26 protein-coding genes are annotated in these 26,579 nt (G+C 67.1%); 10 read left to right on the forward strand and 16 right to left on the reverse strand.

Annotated features, from left to right (window positions below; genetic code table 11):
* Window positions 1-46: 46 nt before the first annotated feature.
* Entirely contained in the window at window positions 47-1,024 is a 978-nt protein-coding gene (locus C8C93_RS18690) for a 2-dehydropantoate 2-reductase (RefSeq protein WP_121507866.1), read from the forward strand.
* 76 nt (window positions 1,025-1,100) lie between these two features.
* Window positions 1,101-1,724: a glutathione S-transferase family protein gene (locus C8C93_RS18695; protein ID WP_121507867.1), complete on the forward strand. Its 624-nt coding sequence runs from the start codon at window positions 1,101-1,103 to the stop codon at window positions 1,722-1,724.
* A gap of 178 nt (window positions 1,725-1,902) precedes the next feature.
* Here C8C93_RS18695 and C8C93_RS18700 read toward each other — a convergent pair whose 3' ends face one another.
* Both C8C93_RS18700 and C8C93_RS18705 read right to left on the reverse strand, forming a co-directional pair.
* Window positions 1,903-3,483, reverse strand: coding sequence for an ABC transporter substrate-binding protein (locus C8C93_RS18700; protein ID WP_121507868.1), 1,581 nt, complete (start codon window positions 3,481-3,483; stop codon window positions 1,903-1,905).
* Window positions 3,484-3,557: 74 nt separating this feature from the next.
* Complete coding sequence (locus C8C93_RS18705; RefSeq protein WP_121507869.1) at window positions 3,558-4,166, reverse strand: LysE/ArgO family amino acid transporter; 609 nt, start codon at window positions 4,164-4,166, stop codon at window positions 3,558-3,560.
* 77 nt (window positions 4,167-4,243) lie between these two features.
* On the opposite strand from C8C93_RS18705, the gene C8C93_RS18710 reads away from it, so the two are divergent.
* Complete coding sequence (locus C8C93_RS18710; RefSeq protein ID WP_121507870.1) at window positions 4,244-5,131, forward strand: LysR family transcriptional regulator ArgP; 888 nt, start codon at window positions 4,244-4,246, stop codon at window positions 5,129-5,131.
* A gap of 259 nt (window positions 5,132-5,390) precedes the next feature.
* On the opposite strand, the gene C8C93_RS18715 is transcribed toward C8C93_RS18710, so the two are convergent.
* Window positions 5,391-6,203 carry a siderophore-interacting protein gene (locus C8C93_RS18715; protein WP_121507871.1) on the reverse strand — a complete coding sequence of 271 codons (813 nt, stop codon included), beginning with the start codon at window positions 6,201-6,203 and terminating at the stop codon, window positions 5,391-5,393.
* Window positions 6,204-6,271: 68 nt separating this feature from the next.
* Here C8C93_RS18715 and C8C93_RS18720 point away from each other — a divergent pair, with 68 nt between their 5' ends.
* The gene (locus tag C8C93_RS18720; protein ID WP_121507872.1) at window positions 6,272-6,745 is read left to right on the forward strand and encodes a MarR family winged helix-turn-helix transcriptional regulator; all 474 of its coding nucleotides are present in this window, start codon (window positions 6,272-6,274) and stop codon (window positions 6,743-6,745) included.
* Window positions 6,746-6,871: 126 nt separating this feature from the next.
* Here the strand turns inward: C8C93_RS18720 and C8C93_RS18725 are convergent, their stop codons facing one another.
* Both C8C93_RS18725 and alr read right to left on the reverse strand, forming a co-directional pair.
* Window positions 6,872-7,744, reverse strand: coding sequence for a hypothetical protein (locus tag C8C93_RS18725; protein WP_055399833.1), 873 nt, complete (start codon window positions 7,742-7,744; stop codon window positions 6,872-6,874).
* Between the two features lie 128 nt (window positions 7,745-7,872).
* Entirely contained in the window at window positions 7,873-8,988 is a 1,116-nt protein-coding gene (gene alr / locus C8C93_RS18730; RefSeq protein WP_121507873.1) for an alanine racemase, read from the reverse strand.
* Between the two features lie 135 nt (window positions 8,989-9,123).
* Here alr and lplT point away from each other — a divergent pair, with 135 nt between their 5' ends.
* The 3 genes from lplT (at window position 9,124) to C8C93_RS18745 (ending at window position 12,080) form a co-directional block, all read left to right on the forward strand.
* On the forward strand, window positions 9,124-10,428 hold the full coding sequence (gene lplT, locus C8C93_RS18735; protein ID WP_055399829.1) for a lysophospholipid transporter LplT: 1,305 nt from the start codon (window positions 9,124-9,126) through the stop codon (window positions 10,426-10,428).
* Window positions 10,429-10,621: 193 nt separating this feature from the next.
* Window positions 10,622-11,518 (forward strand): DMT family transporter, encoded by an 897-nt coding sequence (locus C8C93_RS18740; protein WP_121421937.1) that lies wholly within the window; start codon window positions 10,622-10,624, stop codon window positions 11,516-11,518.
* A gap of 73 nt (window positions 11,519-11,591) precedes the next feature.
* On the forward strand, window positions 11,592-12,080 hold the full coding sequence (locus C8C93_RS18745; protein ID WP_121507874.1) for a glutathione peroxidase: 489 nt from the start codon (window positions 11,592-11,594) through the stop codon (window positions 12,078-12,080).
* Between the two features lie 58 nt (window positions 12,081-12,138).
* Here the strand turns inward: C8C93_RS18745 and C8C93_RS18750 are convergent, their stop codons facing one another.
* Window positions 12,139-13,338, reverse strand: coding sequence for an acyltransferase (locus C8C93_RS18750; protein ID WP_121507875.1), 1,200 nt, complete (start codon window positions 13,336-13,338; stop codon window positions 12,139-12,141).
* 180 nt (window positions 13,339-13,518) lie between these two features.
* Between C8C93_RS18750 and C8C93_RS18755 the strand changes: the two genes are divergently transcribed.
* Complete coding sequence (locus tag C8C93_RS18755; RefSeq protein WP_121507876.1) at window positions 13,519-14,463, forward strand: LytTR family DNA-binding domain-containing protein; 945 nt, start codon at window positions 13,519-13,521, stop codon at window positions 14,461-14,463.
* Window positions 14,464-14,734: 271 nt separating this feature from the next.
* On the opposite strand, the gene C8C93_RS18760 is transcribed toward C8C93_RS18755, so the two are convergent.
* The 10 genes from C8C93_RS18760 to C8C93_RS18805 all read right to left on the reverse strand — a co-directional run bounded on the left by C8C93_RS18760 (window position 14,735) and on the right by C8C93_RS18805 (window position 24,061).
* Window positions 14,735-15,469, reverse strand: a complete 735-nt coding sequence (locus C8C93_RS18760; protein WP_121507877.1) for a YafY family protein — start codon at window positions 15,467-15,469, stop codon at window positions 14,735-14,737.
* A gap of 61 nt (window positions 15,470-15,530) precedes the next feature.
* Window positions 15,531-16,019, reverse strand: coding sequence for a GyrI-like domain-containing protein (locus C8C93_RS18765; protein ID WP_121507878.1), 489 nt, complete (start codon window positions 16,017-16,019; stop codon window positions 15,531-15,533).
* Between the two features lie 186 nt (window positions 16,020-16,205).
* Window positions 16,206-16,493, reverse strand: a complete 288-nt coding sequence (locus tag C8C93_RS18770; RefSeq protein WP_121421932.1) for a DUF2798 domain-containing protein — start codon at window positions 16,491-16,493, stop codon at window positions 16,206-16,208.
* Window positions 16,494-16,939: 446 nt separating this feature from the next.
* The gene (locus C8C93_RS18775) at window positions 16,940-17,806 is read right to left on the reverse strand and encodes a ProQ/FINO family protein (protein ID WP_199727049.1); all 867 of its coding nucleotides are present in this window, start codon (window positions 17,804-17,806) and stop codon (window positions 16,940-16,942) included.
* 136 nt (window positions 17,807-17,942) lie between these two features.
* Window positions 17,943-19,193, reverse strand: a complete 1,251-nt coding sequence (gene glcF / locus C8C93_RS18780; protein ID WP_121507880.1) for a glycolate oxidase subunit GlcF — start codon at window positions 19,191-19,193, stop codon at window positions 17,943-17,945.
* A gap of 41 nt (window positions 19,194-19,234) precedes the next feature.
* Entirely contained in the window at window positions 19,235-20,035 is an 801-nt protein-coding gene (locus C8C93_RS18785; protein ID WP_121508870.1) for a YoaK family protein, read from the reverse strand.
* A gap of 47 nt (window positions 20,036-20,082) precedes the next feature.
* On the reverse strand, window positions 20,083-21,219 hold the full coding sequence (gene glcE / locus C8C93_RS18790) for a glycolate oxidase subunit GlcE (RefSeq protein ID WP_121508871.1): 1,137 nt from the start codon (window positions 21,217-21,219) through the stop codon (window positions 20,083-20,085).
* Between the two features lie 263 nt (window positions 21,220-21,482).
* Window positions 21,483-22,907: an ammonium transporter gene (gene amt, locus C8C93_RS18795; RefSeq protein WP_121507881.1), complete on the reverse strand. Its 1,425-nt coding sequence runs from the start codon at window positions 22,905-22,907 to the stop codon at window positions 21,483-21,485.
* A gap of 36 nt (window positions 22,908-22,943) precedes the next feature.
* A complete protein-coding gene (gene glnK, locus C8C93_RS18800) occupies window positions 22,944-23,282 on the reverse strand; it encodes a P-II family nitrogen regulator (RefSeq protein WP_010466918.1) in 339 nt (112 codons plus the stop codon).
* A gap of 47 nt (window positions 23,283-23,329) precedes the next feature.
* Window positions 23,330-24,061, reverse strand: coding sequence for a TorF family putative porin (locus C8C93_RS18805; RefSeq protein ID WP_121507882.1), 732 nt, complete (start codon window positions 24,059-24,061; stop codon window positions 23,330-23,332).
* A 226-nt stretch (window positions 24,062-24,287) separates the two neighbouring features.
* Here C8C93_RS18805 and C8C93_RS18810 point away from each other — a divergent pair, with 226 nt between their 5' ends.
* Both C8C93_RS18810 and C8C93_RS18815 read left to right on the forward strand, forming a co-directional pair.
* Window positions 24,288-25,832 (forward strand): YifB family Mg chelatase-like AAA ATPase, encoded by a 1,545-nt coding sequence (locus C8C93_RS18810; protein ID WP_121507883.1) that lies wholly within the window; start codon window positions 24,288-24,290, stop codon window positions 25,830-25,832.
* A 166-nt stretch (window positions 25,833-25,998) separates the two neighbouring features.
* The gene (locus C8C93_RS18815) at window positions 25,999-26,505 is read left to right on the forward strand and encodes a MarR family winged helix-turn-helix transcriptional regulator (protein ID WP_121507884.1); all 507 of its coding nucleotides are present in this window, start codon (window positions 25,999-26,001) and stop codon (window positions 26,503-26,505) included.
* Window positions 26,506-26,579 lie beyond the last annotated feature (74 nt).

The following is a 26,579-nucleotide window of genomic DNA, read 5'->3' on the forward strand; positions in this document are numbered from 1 at the left end:
CACCGATTCACCACGACACTCACCGGAAGACAAAGGCACGACCACCATGAAAGTTTGTATTTACGGCGCTGGCGCCATCGGAGGTTGGCTGGGCGTGGCCCTGGCGCAAGCGGGCCACCCGGTCAGCATGGTGGCGCGCGGCGACACGCTGCGCGCCCTGCAGGCCGAAGGGCTGCGCATGCGGCGCGCGGACGGCACGCTGGCGCAGGTGCCCGTCACGGCCCACAGCGACCCGACAGCGCTGGGCGTGCAAGACCTGGTCGTGGTCGCCGTCAAGGCCCCGGGCCTGCCCGACGTGGCGCGCGCCATGGCGCCCTTGCTCGGGCCCGACACCGTCGTGCTCACCGCCATGAACGGCGTGCCGTGGTGGTTTCTCGACGGCTTCGGCGGCGCCGCGCAGGGGCGTGCCCTCGAATCCGTGGACGCGGGGGGCGTGATTGCCCAGGCCATCCCGGCGCGCAACGTGGTGGGCAGCGTGGTGCACACCAGCTGCTCGCTGGAGGCTCCGGGCTTCGTCAAACAACACTTTGGCAACCGCCTCATCGTGGGCGAGCCGGACGGCAGCCAGAGCGCGCGCCTGCAAGCGCTGGCCGACACGCTGCAGCGCGGTGGCATCGATGTGGAGGTGAGCAGCTGCATCCAGAAGGACATCTGGTTCAAGCTGTGGGGCAACCTCACGATGAACCCCATCAGCGCGCTCACCGGCGCCACTACCGACCGCATCCTGGACGACGAGCTGGTGCGCGGTTTTGTGAGCGCCGTGATGCTGGAAGCCAAGGCCATCGGCGACAAGCTGGGCCTGCCGATTGACCAGCAGCCCGAGGACCGCCACGCCGTCACGCGCAAGCTGGGCGCGTTCAAGACCTCGATGCTGCAGGATGTGGAAGCGAACAAGCCCATGGAGATCGACGCCCTGGTGGGCGCGGTGCGCGAGCTGGGGCAGATCACCGGCACGCCCACGCCCCACACCGACGCACTGCTGGGCCTCACGCGGCTGATGGCTCGCACGCGGGGACTGTACTGAGAAATTTCAAAACCAAGTAGCCTCCAGCGCTTATCTGTAAAGCTCCAAAAGCTATCACATATATAGCAAACTACCTATGACCACTCTCACGCTCTATTACACCCCCGGCACCTGCGCGCAGGCCGTTCGCATTGCCTTGGAAGAGGCCAGCGCCCCGCACCAGCTGGTGCGGGTGGACTTTGCCGCTGCCCAGCAACGCACGCCCGAGTACCTGGCCGTCAACCCCAAGGGCCGTGTGCCTGCGCTGGTCACGCCGCACGGCACCTTGACCGAAACAGCCGCACTGCTGGCCTACGTGGCGCAGAGCTTTCCCGAGGCACGCCTGGCCCCCACCGATGCCCATGGCTTTGCACGCATGCAGGAGTTCCACAGCTACCTCGCCTCCACCGTGCATATCGCCCACGCCCACCGCCCCCGCGCCAGCCGCTGGGCCGATGAGCCCGAAGCCCAGGCGGCGATGCAGCGAAAGGTGCCGCAGAACATGACCGAGTGCTTCAACCTTATCGAAAGCCACTATCTGCCCAAAGCGGACCAGGGCCCCTGGGTCATGGGCGAGCAGTACACCGTGGCAGACGGTTACCTGTTCACCATTGGCACCTGGCTAAAAAGCGACGGCGTGGACATCGCCTCGTTCCCGAAGGTGTTTGCACACACCCAGCGCATGCTGGAGCGCCCGGCAGTGCAGCGCGCGCTGGCCTGAATTTCCCAGGCACCAAACATCACCGCCGCTAGAGTGCGCGGCTTTTGAGACTGGCGCGGCCCAGGCCAGGGCCGCCGCGCAAGGGCCGCCCCGCCGCGCTGGCGGCGTCCCCTTCACGAATTGCACAGCAATTCGAGAGAAGGGGGAAGGCGCGAAGCGCCTCAGGGGGTTGTCACTCTCAATTCACCTTCAAATACCGCCAATCAATCCGGTTGTCCGCCCGGTGGATGATCTCCACCTTCTTCGTCCCCGCCCACGGGATCACCTGGTTGTACAGCGGGATGTGCGACACCAGTTCATGCTCCTTGATCAGCGCCTGCTCGATCAGGCCGTTGCGCGTGGCGGTGTCCGTTTCCTTCTTCACACGCTCGATCAGCGCGTCCATTTGCGGGTCGGAGAACCGGCCCAGGTTGAAGTTGCCATCCCCACCAGCACCGGGCGAGCGCACCAGCGACTGCAGGCTGTAGAACGCGTCAAACGTGGGCACGCCCCAGCCCAGCAGGTAGATGCTGGCTTCGTTGCGCTGGATCATCGGGAAGTAGGTGGCAAACGGCAGCGAGCGCAGCTTGGCCTTGACTCCCACCTTGGCCCAATGTGACGTGATGGCCTGGCACAGCTGCTCGTCGTTGATGTAGCGGCCCGCGCTGCAGGCAAAGTCCACCTCAAACCCGTTGGGGTAGCCCGCATCGGCCAGCAGCTTTTGCGCGGCCTTGGGGTCGAAGGGGTAGCGCACATCGGCCTTCTTGGTCCAGCCGTTGACCTGGTTGGCGATCAGCGTGCCCGTGGGCTGGGCCAGGCCGCGCAGCACCACGCGCTGGATGGACTGGATGTCGATCGCCTGGTACAGCGCCTTGCGCACGCGCAGGTCTTTCAGCGGGTTCTTGCCCTTCACATCCGAGCCGGGCAGCTCGTCACGGAACTGGTCCAGGCCCAGGAAGATGGTGCGGTACTCCGGCCCTTCGAGCACCTGCAGGGTGGGCGTCTGCTTGATGCGCGCCAGGTCTTGCAGGCTGGGGTCGATCACAAAATCCACCTCACCCGACAGCAGCGCCGCCGTGCGCGTGGCGTCGGCCTTGATGGGGGTGTAGACGATCTCGGTCAGGTTGGTGGGGTACTTGCCCTTGCCCCACCAGTTCGGGTTGGGCTCCAGCACCACGCGCTGGTCGGGTGCCCACTGCTTGAGCTGGTACGGGCCGGTGCCCAGCGCATTGCGGTGGGCGTACGTTTCATCCTTGGTCTTGATGTCCTTGGGCTCGACCGACTTGTTCTTTTCGGCCCAGGCGCGGCTCATGATGCGCAGCTCGGTCAGCTGGTTCACCAGCACCGGGTTGGGCAGGTCGGAGTGGATGTCGATGGTGTAGGCATCAACCTTTTCCACGCGGTCAATGCCCTGGGTGTAGACGGCGAAGTTGGAGGTCTTGGCCTTGGCCCGTTCCAGCGAGAACTTGGCGTCGTCGGCCGTGAACTCGCTGCCGTCGCTGAACTTCACGCCCTTGCGCAATGTCAGGCGCAGCTGCGTGGGCTTGACCAGCTTCCACTCGGTGGCGAGCGACGGCTCGGGCTTGAAGGTCTTGCTGTTGTATTCGACCAGCGTGTCGTACACCGCGCCGTGCATGGTGTTGTTCACGCCCACGTTCTGGGTGTGGATGTCCCAGGTGGAAATATCCACCGAGCGGGACCAGCGGAAGGTCTTGGCCTGCACAGCCATCGGAAGCGCCGTGGCCAGCGCGGCCGCGAGCAAGAGGGTCTTGAAACGCATGGGGGAATCACTCCAGATCAGTCAGTCCTCCACTATGGCGCAAGTCGCTTCTCCGTGTAACGAACTTGTATTTGTTAGCTTAGAACCATCACCATGGCCAAACCCATCATCGTGACGGCCGTGCCAGCGTCCAGCACCCGCCACGCACCGGGCGATGCGAACAAAGGCGCCAGCCAGCGCGAGCCAAACCCGAGGGTCAGGAACCACAAGGCGCTGGCCAGCGAGCCCCCGGCGGCAAAGGTGGCACGGCCCCAGGTGGGGTACGGGGTGGCCATGGTGCCCAGCAGCAGCACGGTGTCCAGGTACACATGCGGGTTCAGCCAGGTCAGCGCCAGCACCGTGAGCACGGTAGTGCGCAGGCTGGCGCCCGGCCCGTTGGCGGACACCACCAGCTGGGCAGGCTTGAAGGCCCGGCTGGCGGCCTGCACGGCGTAGGCGGCCAGGAAGAGCGCGCCCGCCCAGCGCATGAACTGCGCCCACTCGGGCCGCGCCAGCAGCACCCCGCCCATGCCCCACACGCCCGCCTGCAACAGCACCGCATCGGACAGCGCGCACACCAGCACCACCGGCATCACATGCTCGCGCCGCAGGCCCTGGCGCAGCACAAAGGCGTTTTGTGCGCCAATGGCCATGATCAGAAGGGCTGTCGAAGTGAATCCGTGAAGAAAGGCAGTGGTGCTCATGGGCGTGGATTGTGGGGATCGCATTCTCGTCACGCCAGCTATACTTTTTAACGATCCGTCAAAATGGCTAACGCACCATGCGCCTCGACTCTGCCCAGCTCAACGCCTTTGCCACCGTGATCGACGAGGGCAGCTTCGAGCGGGCCGCCGCCGTGCTGCACGTCACCCGCTCGGCGGTTTCGCAGCGTGTGAAGCTGCTCGAAGAACGCGTGGGCCAGGTGCTGGTGCGCCGCGCCACGCCCTGCACACCCACCGAAGCCGGGCAGGCGCTGTACCGGCATGCACGCGAAGTGGCACTGAGCGAGACCGACGCGCTGGCCACCATTGGCGGTGGGCAGCACACGTCCACGCGCCTGGCCATTGGCGTCAATGCCGACTCGCTGGCCACCTGGTTCCCGCACGCCATGGCCCAGGCAGCCGAGGGCCAGAGCATCACCTTCGACATCCATGTGGAGGACCAGGACCATTCAGCCAACCTGCTGCGCGAAGGCCGCGTGATGGCCGCCGTGACGGCCGACCCGCAACCCGTGCAGGGCTGCAAGGTGCTCCCGCTGGGCACGCTGCGCTACCGGGCGCTGGCCAGCCCCGCGTTCATGCAGCGCTACTTTTCCCAGGGGGTGACCGCTGCTGCGCTGGCTACGGCGCCCATGCTGGTGTTCAACCGCAAGGATGCGCTGCAGGCCCGGTTTGTGGGGCGCATCACGCGCCGCAAACTCACGCCGCCCGTGCACTGGCTGCCCGAGGCAAACGCGTTTGTCATGGCCACCCGGGCCGGGCTGGGCTGGGGCATGACGCCCGACCCGATGGTGCAGCACGACCTGGAGGCCGGCACGCTGGTCGAGTTGCTTCCGGGCAAGCCGGTGGACGTGCCGCTGTACTGGCAATCCTGGCGCCTGAACGTGCAGGCGCTGCACCACATGACCGAAGCAGTGCAGCGGGCGGCGGGGCTTACCCTGCTGCGCTGAGTAGTCCAGTGAATCTGAAAAATCGACGGTACGCCGGTGCTCCAAGGGGTGCGGGGCTGGGCGCAGGCCGCAGTCAAGGCTGGCCGCCTTGACAAGGACTGCAACGCTGCACTGCGACTCGTGGGGCCCCGGCCCTTTGGGTGAGTGCCTAGCCGCCCCGCATGCGTCGTTGCCATGCTCGCCGGGTATACAACCCGGCTGCGCCCGCCGCCTAGCATGCGGGGCGGCTAGGTACTCACGTACCGCCGATTTCTCAGGTTCACTGGACTAAGTCTTCGTGGTGGTCGGCGGCGCCGCGCTTCCAGTAGGCAGAGATGCGCATGCGCTTGGCATCCACACCCGGCTTGGCGAGCATGGCGCGGCGCACGGCGGCCATCTCGCTGTGTTCGCCGGCTGCCCAGACAAACCCGGCGCCGGTTGGCAGGGCCAGCGCTTCCACGGCGGCGGGCAGCGCGCTCACCCATTGCAGGTCGAGCTGTGCCGCACTGGCCAGCACGCGCTGGTCGGCTGGGTTGCGCACCTGGATGCGCACCGTGGCCTGGGTGTGGGCGGGCAGCTCGGCCAGGCGGCGGGCGATGGCGGGCAGCGCGGTTTCGTCGCCCAGCAGCCAGTGCCAGTCAAACCCGGTGGGTACCACCATGCTGCCGCGCGGCCCGGCAATGCCCACCCACTGGCCGACGGCGGCACTGGCGGCCCAGTCAGTGGCGGGGCCTGCGTCGTGCAGGGCGACTTCGATGTCCAGCTCGCCCGTGGCGGCGTCATAACGTGCAGGGGTGTAGTCGCGCAGCACGGGGCGCGGATCGGGGAAAACCGGGCGCCCGTCCTGCAGGGACGGCAGCGTGGGGCGCTCCTGGCCCGGCTGGGGCAGGATGAGCTTGAGATGGTCGTCAAACCCCGCGCTCACAAACCCGGCCAGTTCGGGCCCGGCCAGGGTGAGCCGCACGAAACCGGGGCTGACGGCGGTGCGCCGCACCACCTGGAGGTGGCGGGCTTGCAATGGGTGGCGGACGCGTTCGACGGCAAGGTGTGCGGAGTCAACCGGGGGAGTGGCGGTAGGCAGAGGTGCGTTCATGGCTTAAAATGTTGATTTAGTCAACCAATGATCTTCGCATTGGTTGATTTTGTCAACCACATATCGCCATGACCACCCACGCACCCGCCGATGTCTTTGAAGCCATGCACGACCTGCTGCATGTCTACCGGGCGCACATGGTGCGCACGATGGCCGCCATCCACCCCGACCTGACGCACAACGAAGTGCGGGCGCTGATGTTCGTGGGGCGCCACCCTGGCACCACGCAGCGCGAACTGGTGGCGCACAGCGGTGCCGACAAGGCACAGGTGGCCCGCATGGTGGGGATGCTGCAGGACAAGGGCTGGCTGGAGAGCGCACCGAATGCTGAGGACAAGCGCAGCCGCTGCCTGCGCCTGAGCGCCCAGGGTGCGGCCCTGCACCAGGCGCTGCGCGACGCCCGCCGGGGGCTGGCGGCGTCGCTGCTCAAGGGGTGTGACGACGCCACGCAGGCCCAGCTGCTCGCCCTGCTGGCACAGGTGCGCAGCAACCTGGACGCCATCGACACCGGCTGCCAGGGCGGCCGGGACTGCCGCAGCTAGCGACGGGAAGGGAGGCGCATGAGGCCCGCCCCCGCTCCAAGAGGGAAAAAATGGTGAAAACCGGGGCCTAGCGCTTGATGGATCTACATTTATAGCTCTCAATTTAGTAGCATTCCATCTTTTCCATTACTGCCCCTGGATCACCCGCACGGCCTGGGGCAGCGACTGCACGCCGGGCATGAAATGGTCGATGGTGGCGCCCAGCACCACGGCGCAGACCAGCGCGCCCAGCAGCGGCTTCCAGGTCAGGCGCACGGCAGCCGTGAGCCAGCCCTCGCGCTCCACGCCCACAGCGGCACGGGCGGTGGCCACCGAGAAGGCGATCTCTACCGCCACCGTGAGCAGCACGTCCCAGCCAAAGAACAGCATGGCCAGCGAGCCCGCGCCAAAGATGATCGCCGCGCCGATGAGAAAAATCGCCACCACGGGCACCACCACCACCGCGCCTTCGTCGGCACTGCCAATGGCGTCGGCGGCGCCGCTGGCCAGGTCGCCCAGCGCGCTGGAATCGCTGCCCGAGCCCCCGCTGGACAGGCCCTGCGTCCACGCACCGCCAAAGTCACCGGATGCGCCGCCGCCGCCAAAATCACCGCCGCCGGTGCGCGGCAGCGGCACCTGGCCACTGCCGCCGCCGGACGACCCGCTGGGCCAGGACACATCGGGCACGTCCAGGCTGCTGCCATCGCCCCCTTTGTCCCGGTCCGACCGTACCAGCCGCGCCGCCCAGGCCCGCAGCACCAGCAGGTAGCCCAGGTAGCCGACCGAGAGGGTCACGAAATACCGCAGCGCCAGCGACTCCACCCCGAGCAGCATCTGCACATGGGAGGTGCACCACATCAGCAGCAGCGTGAAGCTGCCGATCAGCAGCCCATGCCAGCGCAGGCTGTAGCGCTGCTGCAGGGTGCGCGCCACCGTGCCGTGGTGCGGCATGCGAACGGAGCGCCAAGTGGAGGTTTTCTTCTTGCTGTTGCTGCTGCGGTCGCTGCGGGAAGTGGCCATGGAGGGAACGCCTGCGGTGAAAAGTGGGTGGTCGCCGGCCGCATGTTCGGCCAGAACCGCGCCATTTCACACCAGTTTGCCGCGCCGCTGCAGCCCTGCATACGGCCGTGCGTGAACTTGTCGATGAATCAGGCGTTGCCGTCCACCGACACCGGCACCCGCTGGGCCAGCGCCGTCAGCAGCTCCCAGCTCACAGTGCCCGCAGCGGCGGCCACCTCGTCCACACCCAGCACCGTGCCGTTGCTGGCCTGGCCCCACAGCGTGACCTCGCTGCCAAACCCTGCGGCCACGCCCGCCTGCTGCAGCGGCGTGAGATCCACCGTGATCATGTCCATGCTCACCCGCCCCACCAGCCGCGTACGGATGCCGTTGACCAGCACGGGTGTGCCGGTGTCGCAGTGGCGCGGATAGCCGTCGGCATAGCCGCAGGCCGCCACGCCAATCAAGAGCGGCCCCTCGGCCGTGAAGCGCGAGCCATAGCCCACGGTGTCGCCCGCCTGCAGCTGCTGCGTAGCGATGAGGCGGGTGGCGAGGGTCATGGTGGGGCGCATGCCCCAGTGGGTGGCGGTGTGCTCCGGGTAGTCGGGGGCGCTGCCATACAGCGCGATGCCGGCCCGCACCCAGTCGGCACGCACGCGTGCGTCCGCCGCATGGCGCAGGGTGGCGGCGCTGTTGCTCAGCGTGCGCTCACCCGGCAGGTCTTGCGCTGCGGTGTTGAACACGGCCAGCTGGTGCGCCACGCCCCGGGGGCCATCGGCGTCGCTGAAGTGGGTCATGAACGAAATCTCGTCCACCTGCGGCAGCGCATTGAGGCGCGCCCAGGCAGCGCGAAAGCGCTGGGGCGCAAAGCCCAGGCGGTTCATGCCCGAGTTCATCTTGAGGAACACACGGTGCGGCACCTGCGTCTTGTGGGCGGCCAGCATGTCGATCTGCTCGTCGCAATGCACTGCGTGCCACAGGCCCAGACGCGAACACAGCTCCAGGTCGCGCGGCTCGAACACGCCTTCGAGCAGCAGGATGGGCCCGCGCCAGCCCAGGTGGCGCACGCGCTCGGCCTCGGCCAGGTCCAGCAGCGCGAAGCCGTCGGCGCCGCGCAGGCCTTCGTACGCGCGCTCAATGCCGTGCCCGTAGGCATTGGCCTTGACCACGGCCCAGACCTTGGCATCAGGGGCCGCCTGTCGGACACGCTCCAGGTTGTGGTGCAGGGCGGCGGTGTGGATGGTGGCGGCAATGGGACGGGGCATGGGGTTTGACCGGGTGGGAAGCACCGGATTCTGGCACCGTGGCCGTTTATCCGCGTGATATAACCGTCCGTCACTTGCCAGGGTCCCCACATTTAACAGGGCATCAGCCGAACTGATGCTGCCACCAGCCATTCGATGAAGCGCGGTTTTTACACCATCATGTCGGCGCAGTTTTTCAGCTCGCTGGCCGACAACGCACTTTTCGTGGCCGCCGTGGAGCTTCTGCGTACAGAAGGTGCCCCCGAGTGGCAGCGCGCCGCCCTGGTGCCCATGTTTGCGCTCTTCTATGTGGTGCTGGCGCCTTTTGTCGGCGCCTTTGCCGACGCCCTGCCCAAAGGCAAGGTCATGTTTGTCAGCAACGCCATCAAGGTGGTGGGCTGCCTCATGATGCTGTTTGGCTCGCACCCGCTGATGGCTTATGCGGTGGTGGGGCTGGGTGCGGCGGCTTACTCGCCCGCCAAATACGGCATCCTCACCGAGTTGCTACCGGCCTCGCAACTGGTCAAGGCCAATGGCTGGATCGAGGGGCTCACCATTGCGTCCATCATCCTCGGCGTGCTGTTTGGCGGCCAGCTGGTGGGGCAGCACCTGTCGCACATGCTGCTGGGCATCGACATCCCCATGATCGACACCGGCGTGGACACGCCCGCCGAATCCGCCATCGCCGCACTGATTGCGGTGTATGCGCTGGCGGCCTGGTTCAACACCCGCATCCCGCACACCGGGGTGGAGATGCGCCCCCTGCGCGCCGACCCTTCGCGCAGCGTGCTGGCCAACGCACTCAATCTGCTGCCCGACTTCTGGGCCTGCAACGGCCGCCTGTGGCGCGACAAGCTCGGCCAGATCTCGCTGGCCACCACCACCCTGTTCTGGGGCGCAGGCGGCAACCTCAAGTTCATCGTGCTGGCCTGGGCGGCTGTGGCACTGGGCTACAACACCACGCAGGCCTCGGCCCTCACCGGTGTGGTGGCCATCGGCACGGCCGTCGGCGCGGTGGTGGCGTCCATGCGCATGCGCCTGGACATGGCCACCAAGGTGATCCCGCTGGGTATTGGCATGGGACTGTTGCTGATCCTCATGGTGTTCATCAGCAACATCTGGCTGGCGATCCCCTTCCTCATCCTGCTGGGCGGCCTGGGCGGCTACCTGGTGGTGCCCATGAACGCGCTGCTGCAGCACCGGGGCCACAACCTGATGGGCGCGGGCCGGTCGATTGCTGTGCAGAACTTCAACGAACAGGCCTGCATCCTGGGCCTGGGCGCGTTCTACAGCCTGTCGCTCAAGCTGGGGCTGTCGGTGTTTGGCGCGATCATCACCTTTGGCCTCGTGGTGGCCGGAATCATGTGGATCATCCGCCGCTGGCACCAGCGCAACTGCATCAACTACCGCGACGAAGTGAACCACTTGCTGGACATTGCGCGGCACGATACGCACCACTGAATCCCCCCTGAGTCGCCTTCGGCGCCTTCCCCCTGAGGGGGACGCACCCGCTGGCCTGGCAGAGCCAGTTCCACGGGTGCACTGGCCTTGGGGCGTGCCCGTTTTGAGCGCTGTGTGACTTGGCGCAAATTGCTACATAATTTATAGCTTCCAGCGCTTATCCATAAAGCGCTAGAGCCTATTTTTACTCTCAATGCAATCTCCCCTGCCCTTTGCCGCCCTGCTGTTCAACGCTTTCGTCTGGGGCCTGGCGTGGTGGCCGTTTCAGCGCATGCACCAGGCGGGGCTGCATCCGCTGTGGGCCACGGCGTCGATGTACGCCGTGGTGCTGGTGGCGCTGCTGGCCTGGCGGCCGGGGATCCTGGCGCAGGTGCGGGCGCACCCGCAGCTGTGGCTGCTGGCGCTGGCATCGGGGCTGAACAACGTGGCTTTCAACTGGGCCGTGACCATTGGCGACGTGGTGCGCGTGATCCTACTGTTCTACCTGATGCCCGCCTGGGCCGTGCTGCTGGCCTGGCGCATTCTGGGCGAGCGCCCCACGCCCTCGGCACTGCTGCGCCTGGCGCTGGCCTTTGCAGGCGTGGTGCTGGTGCTGCTGCCCGAGGGCGCACCCGCCACGCGCCTGCTGCAGAACCTGTCGCTGGCCGATGGCCTGGCCTTGCTGGGCGGCTTCATGTTCGCGCTCACCAACGTCACGCTGCGCCGCCTGCACGCCGTGCCGGGGCCTGCGCGCATGGTCACCATGTTCGGCGGCTGCATGCTCATGGCGCTGGTGGTGGCCTGCATCGGGCTGCAAGTGGGGGTGGTGGAGCCCTTCCCTGCCCCCAACACCACCTGGGTCGTCACCGGCCTGCTGCTGGCGGGGGTGCTCATGCTGGGCAACTGGGCGCTGCAGTTCGGCGCCGCGCGCCTTGCGGCGGGCACCACGGCGCTGGTGATGCTCTCGGAGGTGATGTTTGCCAGCGTGTCGTCGGCCCTGCTGGGCGCCTCCACCCTGAGCACGCGGACCGTGCTGGGTGGGGCGCTGATCCTGCTGGCATCCTTGCTCGCGGCGCTGCAGTTTCGCCGCCCCGGCGCCACGGCCCACTGAGCAGGCCACGCGCCGCACGCAGATGGGCGGCAGGGGCTACCATGGCCCGTCATCCCAACCCCGGAGGTTCCGCATGCCCACCAGCATCTACGACTTTGAAGCCCAGCAGATGAACGGCAAAACCGTGCCCTTGTCGCAATACAAGGACAAGGTGCTGCTCATCGTGAACACCGCCAGCGCCTGCGGCTTCACGCCCCAGTTCGGCGGGCTGGAAGAATTGCACAAGGAGTACGCAGACAAAGGCCTCGTCGTGCTGGGTTTTCCCTGCAACCAGTTCGGCAGCCAGGACCCCGGCAGCAACGACGAGATCGCCAGCTTCTGCCAGCTCAACTACGGCGTGAGCTTTCCGATGATGGCCAAGATCGACGTGAACGGCGCCAATGCCTCGCCCCTGTACCAGTGGCTGGCCGCCGAGGCCCCGGGGCTGCTGGGCAGCAAGGCCATCAAGTGGAATTTCACCAAGTTCCTGGTCGGCAAGGACGGCCGGGTGATCCGCCGCTACGCGCCGCAGGATGCGCCGAAGAAGCTGGCGGGGGATATCGAGGCAGCGCTGGCCGCCTGATCCCGATGCAGCCGCCGATGTAGGGTGTTCATCGCACCAGCGGTCGTGGTAGCGCGTCCTATCCCAGACTTGCTGGGGCCCGTTTGACCAACGGCTTTTCGCCCTGGCCCGGCAACCCGAACAGCGGCCGCAGCCACCGCACACGCCGTACCACCGCCGTCAGCCCCCAGCAAAGCCCCACCGTCCCGGCCACCAGGGCCAGCGGCTCCACCACCGGCCCCAGCTGCGCAGGCGCCAGCCACACCACCAGCACGATGATGGCCGTCTGGTGCAGCAGGTACCAGGGGTAGACCGACTCACTGGCCCAGCGCAGCCAGGGCCAGGGCCGATTGAGGCGGTGGTGGGCCCAGCCCAGGATAGTAAGCAGGGCCGCCCACAGGTACACGTCTGCCAGCACGCGCAGGGGCCAGCGCGCGGCGCGAACGCCGTGCTGCTGGGCCACGGCCAGCAGCCCCAGGTAACAAGCCAGCAACACGAGCGCCAGGGCGAGGGTGCGCCAGCGCAGCCGCACGAGTTCCGCCCACAGACCGGTATCCAGCCCGATCCAGTAGCCGTAGACAAACACCGTGAAGTACACGGCGTGCAGCCACCCGTCATGGACCAGGTCGTGCGTGGGCGGCAAATGCGGCCACAGCAGCACCGAATACAGCGCCAGCGGCAGCACGGGCATCACCATCAGTGCAGCGCCCCGCAGCCCGGTGAAGGCTCGGCGCAGGCGCTGCCCGGCGGCGGATTCGGCCAGGGGCAGCAGCAGCGCCAGCACCACGGTGTAGGTCCACAGGTAGGCCAGGTACCACAGGTGGTTCCAGGTGACGCCCGCGTGCCAGCCGTCAAATGCGCCCGTCGGCCAGGTGCTGCCGCTGTAGTAGCGCAGCAGAAAGGCCCCCAAGCCCGGCGCGATGAGCCCGTTCGCCACCCCCTGCGCGTAGGGCTGGTAGGGCACGATGACGGCCATGCCAAAGGCCAGCGGCACCAGCAGGCGCAAGCTGCGCAGCCGCACCAGCCCCGCCACCGACTGCCCCCGCCGGACCAGCCCGAAGGCCAGGCCCGAGACCAGGAACACCAGATCCATGCGCCAGAGGTTGAGCGCGCGCATGGGCGCCTGCAGCCATTCCGCCACGTACGGGCTTTTGAGGTGCCAGTGCCAGTCAGCCACGTAATACATGGCCACGTGGTACAGGATGACCAGGGCAAAGGCCAGCGCCCGCAGCGCGTCGATGTCATGGCGGCGGACGGGGGCACAAGAGGGTGTAGACATGGCACAACGCAGACAGGGTGGACACAGGGCCTGATGCTGCGGCCCCGCCCCTTCTCACGGCACCGCCGAGGGACGGGCCGGGGTGCCCCTGGGACCAGCGGCGGGCAGGAGGGACGAAAAGAAACCGCCCCGGGGAAACTCCCGCCCGGCGGCGCACGGCCCTGCCTACACTTGCCACCCATGACCGCCCCCGCGCCCGCCTGGATCGACCGCTACCCCCACGACCGCGCCCTGCGGCGCCGTGCGGAAGTCAGCTTCTGGGCCGTGGTGCTGCTGGTGCAGGCGACCTTCAACACGGTGGTGACCCGGATCGAACTGCGCAGCGCCGGGCGGACCGTGGCCGCGTGGGAGCCGCTGCTGTGGGAGCTGACGAGCGCGCTGGTGGTGGCGGCGCTGATCCCGGCCGTGGTGGCGTTCGAGCGGCGCTTTGTGCTGCGCTGGGGCACGCTGCGGCGCCATCTGCCCTGGCACGTGCTGGCCAGCGTGGCCTACTGCACCGTGCACCTGGCGGGCATGTGGGCGCTGCGCCATGCGGGCTATGCGACCCTGGGCGAGCGCTACCAGCCGCCAAGCTGGTGGGCGCAGTGGGGGTATGAATACCTGAAAGACGTGCGCAGCTACGCGCTCACGGTGTGCGCGCTGGTCAGCTACCGCTTCTTGCTGCTGCGCCTGCAGGGCGAGGCGCGCGTGCTGGATACCCCCGAACCGCCCGCTTCACAAGTGCAGGACGTGCCCGAAACGCCCGCCGCGCAAGCCCCGGCATCAACGCCCGAAACCCCGCACGCCCCGCCCGCACAACGCCCCGAACGCTTCCTGGTGCGCAAGCTGCGCCGCGAGTTCCTGATCGCCGCAGGCGACATCGCCTGGCTGCAGGCCCAGGCCAACTACGTGGGCCTGCATGTGAATGGGCACGACTACCTGCTGCGCTCCACGCTCACCGACTTCCTCACCCAGCTGGACCCGTCACGCTTCGTGCGCGTGCACCGCAGCTACGCGGTCAACCTGGACGCCATCGCCGTGATCGAACCGCTGGACAGCGGCGACGCGCGCCTGGTGATGAAGGACGGCAGCAGCGTGCCCTGCAGTCGGCGCTACCGGGACGGGCTGGCACCCCGCGCGGGCTAAATACCTCGGGAGCTGTTCAAGCCCCATACCCGACTGCGTTCACAAAACACAACCCTTCACGCTGAGCGTGGACGGCTTGCGGCGATCAAACGCGAATCGATGTCAGTTATTCATTGTTCTGCGCGCCACCCTCCACGCATAAAACTGGCGCGGCCAAGGCCAGTGCCCCCGCGCAAGGGCCGCCCCGCCGCGCTGGGGGCGTCCCCCTCCCGACTCGCGCAGCGAGGAGAGAGAGGGGGAAGGCGCGAAGCGACTCAGGGGGTGCTTCACTTCACGCATTGAGCCCCGGCGTCTGCGCAGCCCCCCATTCTGGCGGGCAGGCGGCCATCTCCGCCTCCACCTTGCGCAGCATGTCGGCCAGGGTCTTGCCGGGCTCCTGGCGGAACTGTTCGTCGAGCACCACCAGATCCACGATGCGGTCGATGCGAAAACCCCGGAAGTCATTGCGCAGCTCGCACCAGGCCGACAGCGTCCAGACCTTGCCCCAGTAGAAGCAACCCAGTGGGCGCAGGCGGCGCAGGCTGGGGCGGCCGCGTACGTCGGCGTAGTTGATCTGCACCACGTGGCGACTGTGCACCGCCTCGCGCAGGGCCTGCAGGGTGGCCTGCACGCGGGGGTCCAGCCCCACCGATGGCGCATACAGCGCCTGCGCCTCGGCCGCCACGCGGGCAGCGGGGGGCAGCACCGACAGGATCTTGCCCAGCGCCCCTTCGACCTCGCGCGCCAGCCCGGCGTCGAGCCAGGCCTGGGCCAGGCGCGCGGCGGCCACCAGGGCGTTGGCCTCGCCCTGGCTGAACATCAGCGGCGGTAGTTCGAAACCCGCGCCCAGGCGGTAGCCCACACCGGCTTCGCCCTCAATGGGCACTCCCTGGTGCTGGAGGTCCGCCACGTCGCGGTAGATGGTGCGCTGCGAGACTTCGAGCCGCTCGGCAAGGAAGGCGGCCGTGGACAAGCGCCGCCCCCGGATGAGCTGGACGATCTGAAACAGGCGGTCGGCGCGGCGCATGGTGGTTTATTTTTTCAGAGTTCTAAGGCCCTAGCGCTTATCCATCAAGCGCTACAAGCTATCAATTTTGAAGCAGCACTCCGATATGGATGGCCACCTGGTCCGGGCCCTCATAGGCCTCGAAGTCGGTTCCAAAGCGGCGTTGCACCTGTGGGTTCTCGGCAAAGTAATGCCAGATGCGCACCCAGGTGTCGATCACCATTTGGGGCATATCGCCCTGGCCGGTAAAGACCAGGTAGTCGCCAGCCTGAATGTCAACGCGGCTGGCGCCGGGTACGGCCTGGGCCCCATCGGGGTCGGCCACGGCCACACCGGCGGTCACATCAAAGGCGCCGTGCTCGTTCGACTCGTAGCCGCTGTACACGCCGAAGATGCGTCCATCGTCGCCCCGGCTGGGCAGTTTGCGCTCCCGGCTCTGGCTGAAGAAACGGTTCCACAGGCCTCCGAGGCGCGCGATAGCGGGGTTCATCTCTTCGCTGTTGCGGGTGCGCACGGCGATGCCGGCCACGCTGAATGCAGGAATCTTGATGATTGCGGGGGTGTTTGTCATGGCGGGTCCTCTCTGGTCTTCAATGGATGGAATTGACGCGCGGGCCGCTGGGCGCCGTGCAGGAGAGGCATGGTGCGTGCACGCTACTGACAACCTGATGTCAGTAGCGTGCACGCACGCTGGTGACTCCGGGTGGGCTCAGCACATGGGCGGCGTGAGGGTGCCCATCGCCCGCCACGCGATCGGTCAGCGCGGCTGCTCGACGATAGCCGCCGTGATGCGGCGCACCACAGGCAGCACCAGCAACAGCGTGGGGAAGGCCACTACCCAGGACAGCGCCCAGGCACTAAGCCACAGGCGCGGGAGGTCCAGCGAGAAGCCCGCCACGCGCACGGTGCTGATCAGGGACACGATGAAGGTCATGAGCAGCGACAGCAGCAGTGGCATGACCCAGGCCGCCGAGCGTGCGGGCAATCTGCGCAGCCCGAGGAAGGTCTGGCGGGACGACGGCGGGAGCGAGGAAGGTTGGTTCATTGAAATTCCAGAAAGCAGACCGGTCAAGCAAGGTGCCGCCCCCACCCTGCAGCAGATGCAGGCCAGGGACCACAACCCCGGCAGGGCCGGTGTTGGTTGGCACGTTGATGGACGCAAGAACGTGTTTGCGATCTTTTCGGGGCCGCGTTGGGGCGCAATCGGGATGAGTGGCTGCTTCGGATGCCCATGCCCATGCAAGCAGCCGGGGCATCCAATCGCCCGATTTCGCCCCAACCCTTCGGGCAAGTGCCTTGCCGGGCGGTCTGCGGCGTTGCGGCGCTTGTGGATAGCCGGGCTATCCACTGCGCACCGCGCCTGGCAGCCCATCCCGGCAAGGCACTTGCGCGGCCCCGAAAAGACCGCAAACACGTTCTAGACGCTTACGGCAACCCATGAACCGGGTCGCGGGGAGATTCTAGGCCCCGTCGGCCCGGGCCGCGCTGGCCTTAGCTGCTTTGGCCCGCAGGCGCCGCAGCCACGGTGGCCTGGGCCCGCGCGGCGGCCAAGCGGCGCGCGCGTTCGACCTGCTGGGCCGCAGTGCGAGGCACCATGCCGTACATGTCGGCAAAGGCCTCCAGCATCTGGCCGCTGGCTTCAAAGGCGCGCAGCAGGGCTTCGTCCTTGGCATTGCGGGCTGCCCATTCGGCAAAGGCTTCTTCGAGGATGGCGTTGGCAGCGTCGTCGCGGCTCTGCACCAGCTCGGTATACGCCTCGCGCGTGAGGCCCGAGGCCTCGAACGCGGCGATCATGCGGTTGCGCAGCTTGGGCAGCAGGTCTTCGGTGGCGCGGGCCTTCTTGCGGCGGTAGACCTCCAGGAGCGCGTGGTGCACATGCTCGGGCGCCATGTCTTCCACAGGCTGGCCTTGCAGGTCGTGGCGCTTGTCGCCCGCCGCCACGCTTTGCAGATACCGTGTGGAGCGGGTGTGGATGCCCAGCGCCACCTTGAGCGCCTCGCGCTCAAACAGCTCGGGGTGCGCAGCCAGCAGGTCCTGGAAGATGCCGCGCTTGAGCGGGCGGAACACGGCGCCAAACAGATGGGGATAGAGCCCCGCCAGTTGTTCCAGCGCGGGGTGAACACGCTGGGGCGCACGCGGGCCCGGGGCGCCAGCTGGCACGGTGGCGCCCTCTGCTCCCTCCGCGCTCCGGGGCGCCTGGCGCCCGTCAGCATTGCGGCGGTTGCGGCCACCACGGCGCGAGCCCCCTGTACGCAGGGGGGGAGCCCCAGCCTCCGTGGGCGCGGCTGCCACAGGCGCTGCCAAGGGTTCGACAGGGGCTGTGTGGGGTTGTTCTTGTGCGGACACGGAGTCGGTCATGGCGGTGCAGTTCCGGGGCAAAAATGGGGGCGACAAACCCTCGATCATGCCAGCGTTGGGTCGGCGGGCGCAAAACAGCCTCTGACAGAGGCCTGAATTACCCTGTGCCTGTGCCTGTGTAGCAGGGCAGGGAGGGTCAGCCTGCGCGCAGCGCCTCGTCCAGCACCTCCACCCAGTGCCGCACGGGTGTGCCCGTGCCACTTTGCAGGTGCGTGATGCAGCCGATGTTGGCCGACAGGATCATGTCCGGTGGCTGGTCGCCAAAGGCCTCGCCGAGCACGCCGAGCTTGCGGTCGCGCAGCTGGTACGACAGCTCGGGGTTGAGCACGGAGTAGGTCCCCGCCGAGCCGCAGCACAGGTGGGCATCGTTGCGCGCCGCGCGCAGCTTGAAGCCCAGCTGGTTCAGGTGCATCTCCACCCCGCCCCGCAGCTTCTGGCCGTGCTGCAGCGTGCAGGGCGGGTGGTAGGCGAACAGCGTGTCGGGCTTTTGCACGCGCCCGGCGAGCTTGTGCGCCAGCTCGGGCAGCAGGTCAGGCAGCAGTTCCGACAGGTCGCGCGTGAGGGCGCTGATGCGCTCGGCCTTGGCCGCGTACATCGTGTCGTCTTTGAGGATGTGGCCGTATTCCTTGACCGTCACGCCACAGCCGGATGCGTTCATGACGATGGACTCCACCCCCTGCTCCACCAGCGGCCACCAGGCGTCGATGTTGGCGCGCATCTCGGCCTTGCCGCCTTCCTGGTCGTTGAGGTGGAACTTGACGGCGCCGCAGCACCCAGCCTTGGGCGCGATCACGGTCTGGATGCCCACGGCGTCAAGCACGCGGGCGGTGGCGGTGTTGATGTTGGGCATCATGGCCGGTTGCACGCAGCCCGCCAGCATAAGCACCTTGCGGGCATGCTCGCGTGTGGGCCAGGCGCCGGCATTTTGGGGCGCGGGCACCTTGGCCTTGAGGGATGCGGGCAGCAGGCCGCGCACCAGTTGCCCGGCCTTCATGGCGGGGGCGAACAGCGGCGAAGGCAGGCCCTCCTTCAGCGCCCAGCGCAGGGCTTTTTCTCCCACGGGGCGGGCCACCTTTTCGTCGACGATCTTGCGACCGATGTCCACCAGGTGGCCGTATTGCACGCCGCTGGGGCAGGTGCTTTCGCAGTTGCGGCAGGTCAGGCACCGGTCCAGGTGCATCTGGGTCTTGCGCGTGGGGGTCTCGCCTTCAAGCACCTGCTTGATGAGGTAGATACGGCCGCGCGGACCGTCCAGCTCGTCGCCCAGCAGCTGGTAGGTGGGGCAGGTGGCGGTGCAAAAGCCGCAGTGCACACATTTGCGCAGGATAGATTCGGCCTCCAGGCCATCGGCGCGGGCGGCGTATTCAGGGGAAAGCTGGGTTTGCATGGTGCATGCCTGTGCGAAAAGACAGAAAGATCAGGGCCGATTCAGCGCGGCGCGGTCGGTGGGTCCAAGGGCGCTTCCAGCGCCAGCGGCTTGCGCAAGGGGTGGCGCAGCCTTGCGCGGTCGGCCCACAGCGGGGGCAGCGACAGGGCCAGCAGCACCAGCGCCAGCGGCACCACAAACACAAAGCCCACGTGCTTGAAGCCCGCCGCGCCCGCAATGCCGCCCACCAAAAACATGGCGATGAGCCCGGCAAACAGCCGCAGCCGGGCCTGGTTGGCGCGCACTTGTGATTCGGGCGCGGTGCCGGTGCGGTTCCAGTACAGCATCTTGCCCATCTCGATGCCCAGGTCGGTCACCACGCCCGTCATGTGGGTGGTGCGGATCTGCGACGACGACATCTTGGTCACCGTGGCGTTCTGCAGGCCCATGATGAAGGAGAGCAGCAACACCGCCAGCGGCACGGCAAACGGTGTGGGCCAGGTGAGTGTGATGGCCCCCACCAGGCCGAACAGCAGCATAAGCACGGACTCCAGCACCAGCGGCAGCGCAAAGGTGCTGCGCAGCTTGCGCTGGCGCGCCCAGTTGATCATGATGGCCGTGGTGCCTGCGCCCGACATGAAGGCCCACAGCGCACCGATGGCACCCAGCACGATCTTCATCTGGCCCAGTACCAGGTTGTCGGCCAGCGAGGACAAAAAGCCGGTCATGTGCGAGGTGTACAGGTGCACCACCAGAAAGCCCCCTGCATTGACGGCCCCCGCATTGAACGCCAGCAGCAGGCCCAGCACCCGGTTGCTGGCGACCGTGCGGCGGTTTCCGGTGAGGTGGCGAAGGCGTCGCATGGCCAAGGTGACGGTGAAAACGGTGGTGGTGATGGAACTGACCCCGCCTACCAGGCCCGCGCCATGCGGCCGGGGTTGAAGATGCCAGCCGGGTCAAAGCTGTGCTTGAGCCGTGCGTGGATGTGTTCCAGCGCCTTGGACTGAAGGTCAAATGTGCCGCTGGCGCTTGTCCCACCTGCGCCAGAAGCTACAAAAATAGAAGCATTTCCACCCACGGCCCGAGCGGCTTCGCGCAGGGCGTCGCCTGCGGATTCGGGCGCTTGCACCCAGCGCAGCGCGCCATGCCACTCGACCAGCGGCTGCGCGCCGCCCGGCAAGCTCAGCACCGGGGCCGTGGCGGGCACGGACAGGCGCCACAGGGCGTGGCCGGGCTGTGCAGCACGTGCCGTGAACCAGGGCAGGGTCTGCTCGCGGCAGGCCGTCCAGTCGGCGGCCACCGTGGCGTTGTCCACGCGCGTGCCACCCATCGTTTTGCAGGCGGCCTCGACCGCCGCCACGGCGCCGCGCAGGCGCACATAGAGCGTGCCCACGCCACCGTCTTGCACCCAGCAGCTGGCGTTCAGGGGCAGCGGCTGGCCGCCCCAGGCGTGCAGCTTGCGCAATGCGTCGGCCTGGTTGATGTCGTCAAACCGCAGCGTGGCCTCGCCGGGCGCCACGGGCAGCACCTTGAGGCTGACCTCGGTCAGCAAACCCAGCGTGCCCCAGGCACCGGCCATGAGGCGGGACACGTCATACCCCGCCACGTTTTTCATGACCTGGCCGCCAAAAGTCAGCAGCTCAGCTTTGCCGTTGAGCAGGGTCACGCCCAGAAGATAGTCGCGCACAGCCCCTACGCTGGCGCGGGCGGGGCCTGAGAGGCCTGCCGCGACCATGCCGCCCACGGTGGCGGCATCCGAGGAGGCCTTGGCGAAATGCGGGGGCTCAAAAGGCAGGCATTGGCCACGCTCGGCCAGCTCGGCCTCCAGATCGGCCAGCGGGGTGCCCGCCCGCACGGTGACAACCAGCTCGCTCGGCTCGTAGCTCACGATGCCGCGCAGCACCCGCGTGTCGAGCACTTCGCCATGCAGTGCGAGGCCGTGAAAATCCTTGGTGCCCCCGCCACGGATGCGCAAGGGGGTCTGGTCGGCGGCGGCGGTGCGCACACGTTCGGTGATCTGGGCAAGGGCGAGGTCCATGCCTTGCATCGTAGCGGCAGCCATGTCCGGTGCTACACCCGGAGTGCGTGAATTTTTTGAACAGCGCGCGTGCAAAGGACTCGGTCCTGCGGACAAGGTGTCTGGGGGAACATGCCTTGGCAACCCTGCCAAAGCCAACAGCGAGCCCCCCACCGGTACGAAAAAAACCCGCCGTTGCCGGCGGGCTCAACAACCAAAAGGAGTGACTCGCTTGTTCTTGTTGCGACGCTGCGGTGCCACCAGACACCGCAGCGCGTAGGGTGCAGGCGGGATCAGCGGTTGTACGCTGTTTCGCCGTGCGAAGTGATGTCCAGACCTTCGCGTTCGGCTTCTTCCGAGACACGCAGGCCCACGAGCAGGTCGGCGATCTTGTAAGCAATGAACGCCACCACACCCGACCACACGATGGTGAACAGCACGCTCTTGACCTGGATCCACACCTGGGCGCCCATGGCGAAGGTGTCAGGGGTCAGGCCACCCGTGCCGCCCAGGCTTTGAGCGGCGAACACACCGGTCAGGATGGCGCCGAGGATGCCGCCCACGCCGTGCACGCCGAACACATCAAACGCATCGTCCACGTTGAGCAGGCGCTTGAGGCCACCCACACCCCACAGGCAGACCACACCAGCGATCAGGCCCATTACGATGGAACCCATGGGGCCCACAAAACCGGCAGCAGGCGTCACGGCCACCAGGCCGGCCACCGCACCCGAGGCTGCACCCAGCATCGAGGCTTTGCCCTTGTGCAGCGCTTCACCAGCGATCCAGGACAGCGTGGCCGCCGCAGTGGCCAGCACGGTGTTCACAAAGGCCAGGCCAGCGTTGGCGTTGGCAGCACCGGCAGAGCCAGCGTTGAAGCCGAACCAGCCCACCCACAGCAGCGAGGCACCCACCATGGTCAGCGTCAGGCTGTGGGGCGTGAGCGCTTCCTTGCCGTAGCCGATGCGCTTGCCCACCATGTAGGCACCCACCAGGCCTGCGATACCGGCGTTGATGTGCACCACGGTACCACCTGCAAAGTCCAGCGCGCCGTCAGCACCCAGCAGACCGCCGCCCCACACGATGTGGGCCATAGGCACATAGCTGAAGGTAAACCACAGCACGGAGAACACCAGCACAGCGGAGAACTTGATGCGCTCAGCAAACGAGCCCACGATCAGCGCCACGGTGATGGCGGCAAAGGTGCCCTGGAACGCGATGAACACGTACTCAGGAATTGTGGCCAGTGCGCCGAAGGTTTCCTGGCTCACGCCTTTGAGGAAGATCTTCTCGAAGCCGCCGAAGAACTTGCCCTCGCCCGAGAACGCCAGGCTGTAGCCGTAGATGGCCCACAGCAGCGAGATCAGCGAGAACACCACGAAGACCTGCATCAGCACCGACAGCATGTTCTTGCTGCGGCCCAGGCCGCCGTAGAACAGGGCGAGGCCAGGAATGGTCATCAGGATCACCAGCAGCGTGGAGGTCAGCATCCAGGCGGTGTCGCCAGAGTCGACCTTGGGTGCGGGAGCAGCGGCAGCAGGTGCTTCAGCGGGTGCAGCTTCAGCGGCAGCGGCGGGCGCTGCCGGTGCGGCTGCAGACGCTTCGGCAGCAGGGGCGGCGACCGCCGCCTCGGGAGTGGCGGGGGCCTGTGCCAGTACAGCAGAGCCGACGGACAGCAGACTCAGGCCCAGAATGAAGGAAGCAAGCAGTTTTTTCATGGCGTTTCTCTTCTTGGATGGTATGCGGCCTCGCCCTTACAGGGCTTCCTTGCCGGTTTCGCCAGTGCGGATGCGCACCACCTGCTCCAGGTGGGTCACGAAGATCTTGCCGTCGCCGATCTTGCCGGTGCGGGCTGCGCTCTCGATGGACTCGATCACGCGGTCCACAAGGTCGTCCGCCACAGCGGCTTCGATCTTGACCTTGGGCAGGAAGTCAACCACGTATTCCGCGCCGCGGTACAGCTCGGTGTGGCCCTTCTGGCGGCCAAAGCCCTTGACCTCAGTGACCGTGATGCCTTGCACGCCGATGTCCGAAAGCGCTTCACGCACCTCGTCCAGCTTGAAGGGCTTGATGATGGCTGTCACCATTTTCATTTTGGTTTCCTCCGACATGGGCGCACCACGCGCCCATTGAGACTTGCTTACAGGGTTTTGGTGAGCGTGACGATCACGCGCGACTTGTTGACGTGGCCGAAGAAGGCCTTCTTGTTGGCGCCCACCACAGCAGCGCCGAGCGACAAACCACCGCCGAAGTCGTAGGCACCGCCCACGCTGTAGTCCATGTAGTTAGGCACGCCCAGGTCCTTGATGTCGCTGGCAAAACGCGTGAAGCCCACCGAGGCCTTCACCGTGATGCTGGGGGCCACTTCCTGCGCAAACGCAAAGCCCAGGTAGCCCGTGTTGCGGCCCTTCAGGCCCGAACCGGCCTTGGCACCGGCAAAGCCGAAGTAGTCTTTGGAGATGGTGTGCGAATACTTGGCAGTGAAGGGGCCCATGGTGGCCGCGCCATACAGTTCGGTGGTATTGCCGTTGCTGTTGCCGGGGTAGATGTAGGTCAGGGCGCCCACGTCCAGATCGACATCACCGGCCTTGAACTTGTAGCCGCCGTACAGGTCGGATTCGAGCGAGTTGTTGGCCAACCAGTCAACGCTGGAGTTCCAGTTGCCAACGTACCAGCCGGATTCGCCGAAGCTGTAGTCAAAGCCGCCTTGCAGAGCGGGCTTCATGGCCTTGGCCTTGGAAGCGTCCTGGTCCTGGCCGCGGAACTTGTAGTTGGTGGTCAGGCTGACATTGCCGGTGAGCTGGGCACTGGCCAGCATGGGAAGGGCTGCGACAAGGGCAACGCCCAGGGTCTTGATGATGGCGCGGGTCATGTTTCCTCCGGTTGGACAAAGTAGGGGACGAGCGCTTTAAGCACGGACCGTGCCACACACCGGTGCATGCGCTGCATTACCGTTGCGTGACGGTTGCGTTGCGTTACACCGATCCCCAGTACATTGGCGGTGTGCGCGCTGGCGGCGCCGCACCTTGTTGGTGCACACCACCCGCTGCGAGCGCTAAAAAATCATAAAACGCACCCATCTGGGGAGAAACCGCTTCATGAGTCTTGCTTTGGTGCAAAGCCGCGCCCTTCTGGGGCTGCAGGCGCCTGCCGTCACCGTCGAAGTGCATCTGGCCAACGGACTGCCCAGCTTCACGCTGGTCGGGCTGGCCGAGGTCGAGGTGAAGGAAGCGCGTGAACGGGTGCGCTCGGCGCTGCAGAACGCGGGGTTGGAGTTCCCGCATAACAAGCGCATCACGGTAAACCTGGCACCAGCCGATCTGCCCAAGGACTCAGGGCGCTTCGATCTGCCGATTGCGCTGGGCATCCTCGCCGCCAGCGGGCAGGTGGACGCAAGCCGTCTTGCGGGCTATGAGTTTGCGGGCGAGCTGTCGCTGTCGGGCGAATTGCGCCCCGTGCGCGGCGCGCTGGCCACCAGCCTGGCGCTGCAGACCCAGCAGATCACCGCGCAACTGGTGCTGCCCCCCGGAAGTGCCGAAGAGGCCGCCCTGGTGCCCGCTGCACAGGTGGTGCGCGCGCGGCACCTGCTGGACGTGGTGCGCGCCTTTTTGCCACCGGGCAGCATGGCGGCGGGCGATGCCGATGTGGCCAACGACGGCTGGACACGCCTGCAGGCCACCCCCATGGCGGCGAGCACAGCAGGCCCTGACATGTGCGACGTGAAAGGCCAGGCCAGCGCCAAACGCGCGTTGGAGATTGCTGCCGCTGGCGGGCACAGCGTGCTCATGGCCGGGCCGCCGGGGTCGGGCAAGTCGATGCTGGCGCTGCGGTTTGCGGGGCTGCTGCCCGCGATGACCGTGGACGAGGCGCTGGAGAGCGCCGCCATTGCCAGCCTGGCCGGGCGCTTTCGCACCGACCCGTGGGGCCACAGGCCCACAGCCGCGCCACACCACACCGCCAGCGCAGTGGCCCTGGTGGGTGGCGGATCACCCCCCAGGCCCGGCGAAATTTCGTTGGCGCACAACGGAATCTTGTTTCTGGACGAACTGCCCGAGTTTCCGCGCGCTGCGCTGGAGGCCCTGCGCGAACCGCTGGAGACAGGACATATCACCATCTCCCGAGCGGCGCAGCGTGCAGATTTCCCCGCCCGGTTCCAGATGATTGCGGCCATGAACCCCTGCCCCTGCGGCTACCTGGGCTCCACCCAGCGCGCGTGCCGCTGCACGCCCGACCAGGTGAACCGCTACCAGGCCAAGCTCAGCGGCCCGCTGCTGGACCGCATTGACCTGCATGTGGAGGTGCCCGCCCTGCCCGCCGACCAGCTGGTGCAGGCACCCGCGGGCGAAGCCAGCGAGGCGATCCGCGAACGCGTGGCGCAGGCCCGCGCCGTGGCACTGGCGCGGCAAGGCAAGACCAACCAGGCGCTGCAGGGCCAGGAGATCGACACCCACCTGCACCTGCAGGATGCCGCCGCCAAATTCCTCAACACCGCCGCCGCCCGCCTGGGCTGGTCGGCCCGCAGCACGCACCGTGCGCTGAAGGTGGCGCGCACCATTGCCGACCTGGCGGGTGCACCCTCGACCGAAGTGGGCCATGTGGCCGAGGCCGTGCAATACCGGCGCGTGTTGCGCAGCCCCGTCTGAGAGCCACAGGCGCCGATGCTGCACCGTGTGTGTCGCCTGCCACACATCAATTACTATAATTTTTATAGCGATATATATGCGTCAAATAAGCGCTAGCGGCTGATTTGAATCAAATTTCCGCGCAACCTGCTGCCAACCCGCGCCCACCCCCCGCCACAATCACCCCATGTCCAGCGTTCGCCCCACCAAAAAGACCACAGCCTCCATGGCTCCAGCCAACCCGGCGCCCGCACCCGAATCGGTGGATACCGGCTTTCTGCGCACGCTGGTGGGCTACAACGCGCGGCGCGCGTCGCTGGCCGTGATCGAGGTGTTCATGGAGCGCATGGCGGTGTACCGCCTCAAGGTGGTGGACTTTTCGGTGCTGTCGCTGGTGGCGCACAACCCGGGCGTGACCTCGCGCCAGCTGTGCGTGACGCTGGGCGTGTTGCCACCCAATCTGGTGGGCCTGGTGGCTGCGCTGGAGCGGCGCGGCCTGATCGAGCGCCGCCCCCACCCCAGCGACGGCCGCGCCATGGGCCTGCACCTGACGCCCGCCGGTGTGGAGCTGACGGCCCAGGCCGAGCAGACCGCCGCACAGCTGGAGGTGGACGCCACCGCCGGCCTCACGGCCACCGAACGCAAGACGCTGATCCGCCTGCTGCAAAAGGTCTACGCCCGCGACGGGGCCTGACAAAGAAAAGGGGCGCTGCAGCCAGCGCCCCTTGGTCTTTGGTTTTGTGCCCGGCTTCGGGCAGCTTCAGCGCC

Origin of the sequence: Acidovorax sp. 93 (assembly GCF_003633835.1) — a bacterium.
Lineage (GTDB): Bacteria > Pseudomonadota > Gammaproteobacteria > Burkholderiales > Burkholderiaceae_C > Acidovorax > Acidovorax facilis.

What these genes read in the sequence shown, in the direction of transcription:
- C8C93_RS18715 (WP_121507871.1), bottom strand. Translation starts at nt 6,203, where the DNA reads ATGAACGCACCTCTGCCTACCGCCACTCCCCCGGTTGACTCCGCACAC.
- C8C93_RS18720 (WP_121507872.1), top strand. Translation starts at nt 6,272, where the DNA reads ATGACCACCCACGCACCCGCCGATGTCTTTGAAGCCATGCACGACCTG.
- C8C93_RS18760 (WP_121507877.1), bottom strand. Translation starts at nt 15,469, where the DNA reads ATGCGCCGCGCCGACCGCCTGTTTCAGATCGTCCAGCTCATCCGGGGG.
- C8C93_RS18700 (WP_121507868.1), bottom strand. Translation starts at nt 3,483, where the DNA reads ATGCGTTTCAAGACCCTCTTGCTCGCGGCCGCGCTGGCCACGGCGCTT.
- lplT (WP_055399829.1), top strand. Translation starts at nt 9,124, where the DNA reads ATGAAGCGCGGTTTTTACACCATCATGTCGGCGCAGTTTTTCAGCTCG.
- C8C93_RS18725 (WP_055399833.1), bottom strand. Translation starts at nt 7,744, where the DNA reads ATGGCCACTTCCCGCAGCGACCGCAGCAGCAACAGCAAGAAGAAAACC.
- glcF (WP_121507880.1), bottom strand. Translation starts at nt 19,193, where the DNA reads ATGCAAACCCAGCTTTCCCCTGAATACGCCGCCCGCGCCGATGGCCTG.
- C8C93_RS18745 (WP_121507874.1), top strand. Translation starts at nt 11,592, where the DNA reads ATGCCCACCAGCATCTACGACTTTGAAGCCCAGCAGATGAACGGCAAA.
- C8C93_RS18815 (WP_121507884.1), top strand. Translation starts at nt 25,999, where the DNA reads ATGTCCAGCGTTCGCCCCACCAAAAAGACCACAGCCTCCATGGCTCCA.
- glnK (WP_010466918.1), bottom strand. Translation starts at nt 23,282, where the DNA reads ATGAAAATGGTGACAGCCATCATCAAGCCCTTCAAGCTGGACGAGGTG.
- C8C93_RS18750 (WP_121507875.1), bottom strand. Translation starts at nt 13,338, where the DNA reads ATGTCTACACCCTCTTGTGCCCCCGTCCGCCGCCATGACATCGACGCG.
- C8C93_RS18710 (WP_121507870.1), top strand. Translation starts at nt 4,244, where the DNA reads ATGCGCCTCGACTCTGCCCAGCTCAACGCCTTTGCCACCGTGATCGAC.
- C8C93_RS18740 (WP_121421937.1), top strand. Translation starts at nt 10,622, where the DNA reads ATGCAATCTCCCCTGCCCTTTGCCGCCCTGCTGTTCAACGCTTTCGTC.
- C8C93_RS18770 (WP_121421932.1), bottom strand. Translation starts at nt 16,493, where the DNA reads ATGAACCAACCTTCCTCGCTCCCGCCGTCGTCCCGCCAGACCTTCCTC.
- C8C93_RS18765 (WP_121507878.1), bottom strand. Translation starts at nt 16,019, where the DNA reads ATGACAAACACCCCCGCAATCATCAAGATTCCTGCATTCAGCGTGGCC.
- C8C93_RS18755 (WP_121507876.1), top strand. Translation starts at nt 13,519, where the DNA reads ATGACCGCCCCCGCGCCCGCCTGGATCGACCGCTACCCCCACGACCGC.
- C8C93_RS18810 (WP_121507883.1), top strand. Translation starts at nt 24,288, where the DNA reads ATGAGTCTTGCTTTGGTGCAAAGCCGCGCCCTTCTGGGGCTGCAGGCG.
- C8C93_RS18785 (WP_121508870.1), bottom strand. Translation starts at nt 20,035, where the DNA reads ATGCGACGCCTTCGCCACCTCACCGGAAACCGCCGCACGGTCGCCAGC.
- C8C93_RS18695 (WP_121507867.1), top strand. Translation starts at nt 1,101, where the DNA reads ATGACCACTCTCACGCTCTATTACACCCCCGGCACCTGCGCGCAGGCC.
- C8C93_RS18775 (WP_199727049.1), bottom strand. Translation starts at nt 17,806, where the DNA reads ATGACCGACTCCGTGTCCGCACAAGAACAACCCCACACAGCCCCTGTC.
- amt (WP_121507881.1), bottom strand. Translation starts at nt 22,907, where the DNA reads ATGAAAAAACTGCTTGCTTCCTTCATTCTGGGCCTGAGTCTGCTGTCC.
- C8C93_RS18690 (WP_121507866.1), top strand. Translation starts at nt 47, where the DNA reads ATGAAAGTTTGTATTTACGGCGCTGGCGCCATCGGAGGTTGGCTGGGC.
- C8C93_RS18705 (WP_121507869.1), bottom strand. Translation starts at nt 4,166, where the DNA reads ATGAGCACCACTGCCTTTCTTCACGGATTCACTTCGACAGCCCTTCTG.
- alr (WP_121507873.1), bottom strand. Translation starts at nt 8,988, where the DNA reads ATGCCCCGTCCCATTGCCGCCACCATCCACACCGCCGCCCTGCACCAC.
- C8C93_RS18805 (WP_121507882.1), bottom strand. Translation starts at nt 24,061, where the DNA reads ATGACCCGCGCCATCATCAAGACCCTGGGCGTTGCCCTTGTCGCAGCC.
- glcE (WP_121508871.1), bottom strand. Translation starts at nt 21,219, where the DNA reads ATGCAAGGCATGGACCTCGCCCTTGCCCAGATCACCGAACGTGTGCGC.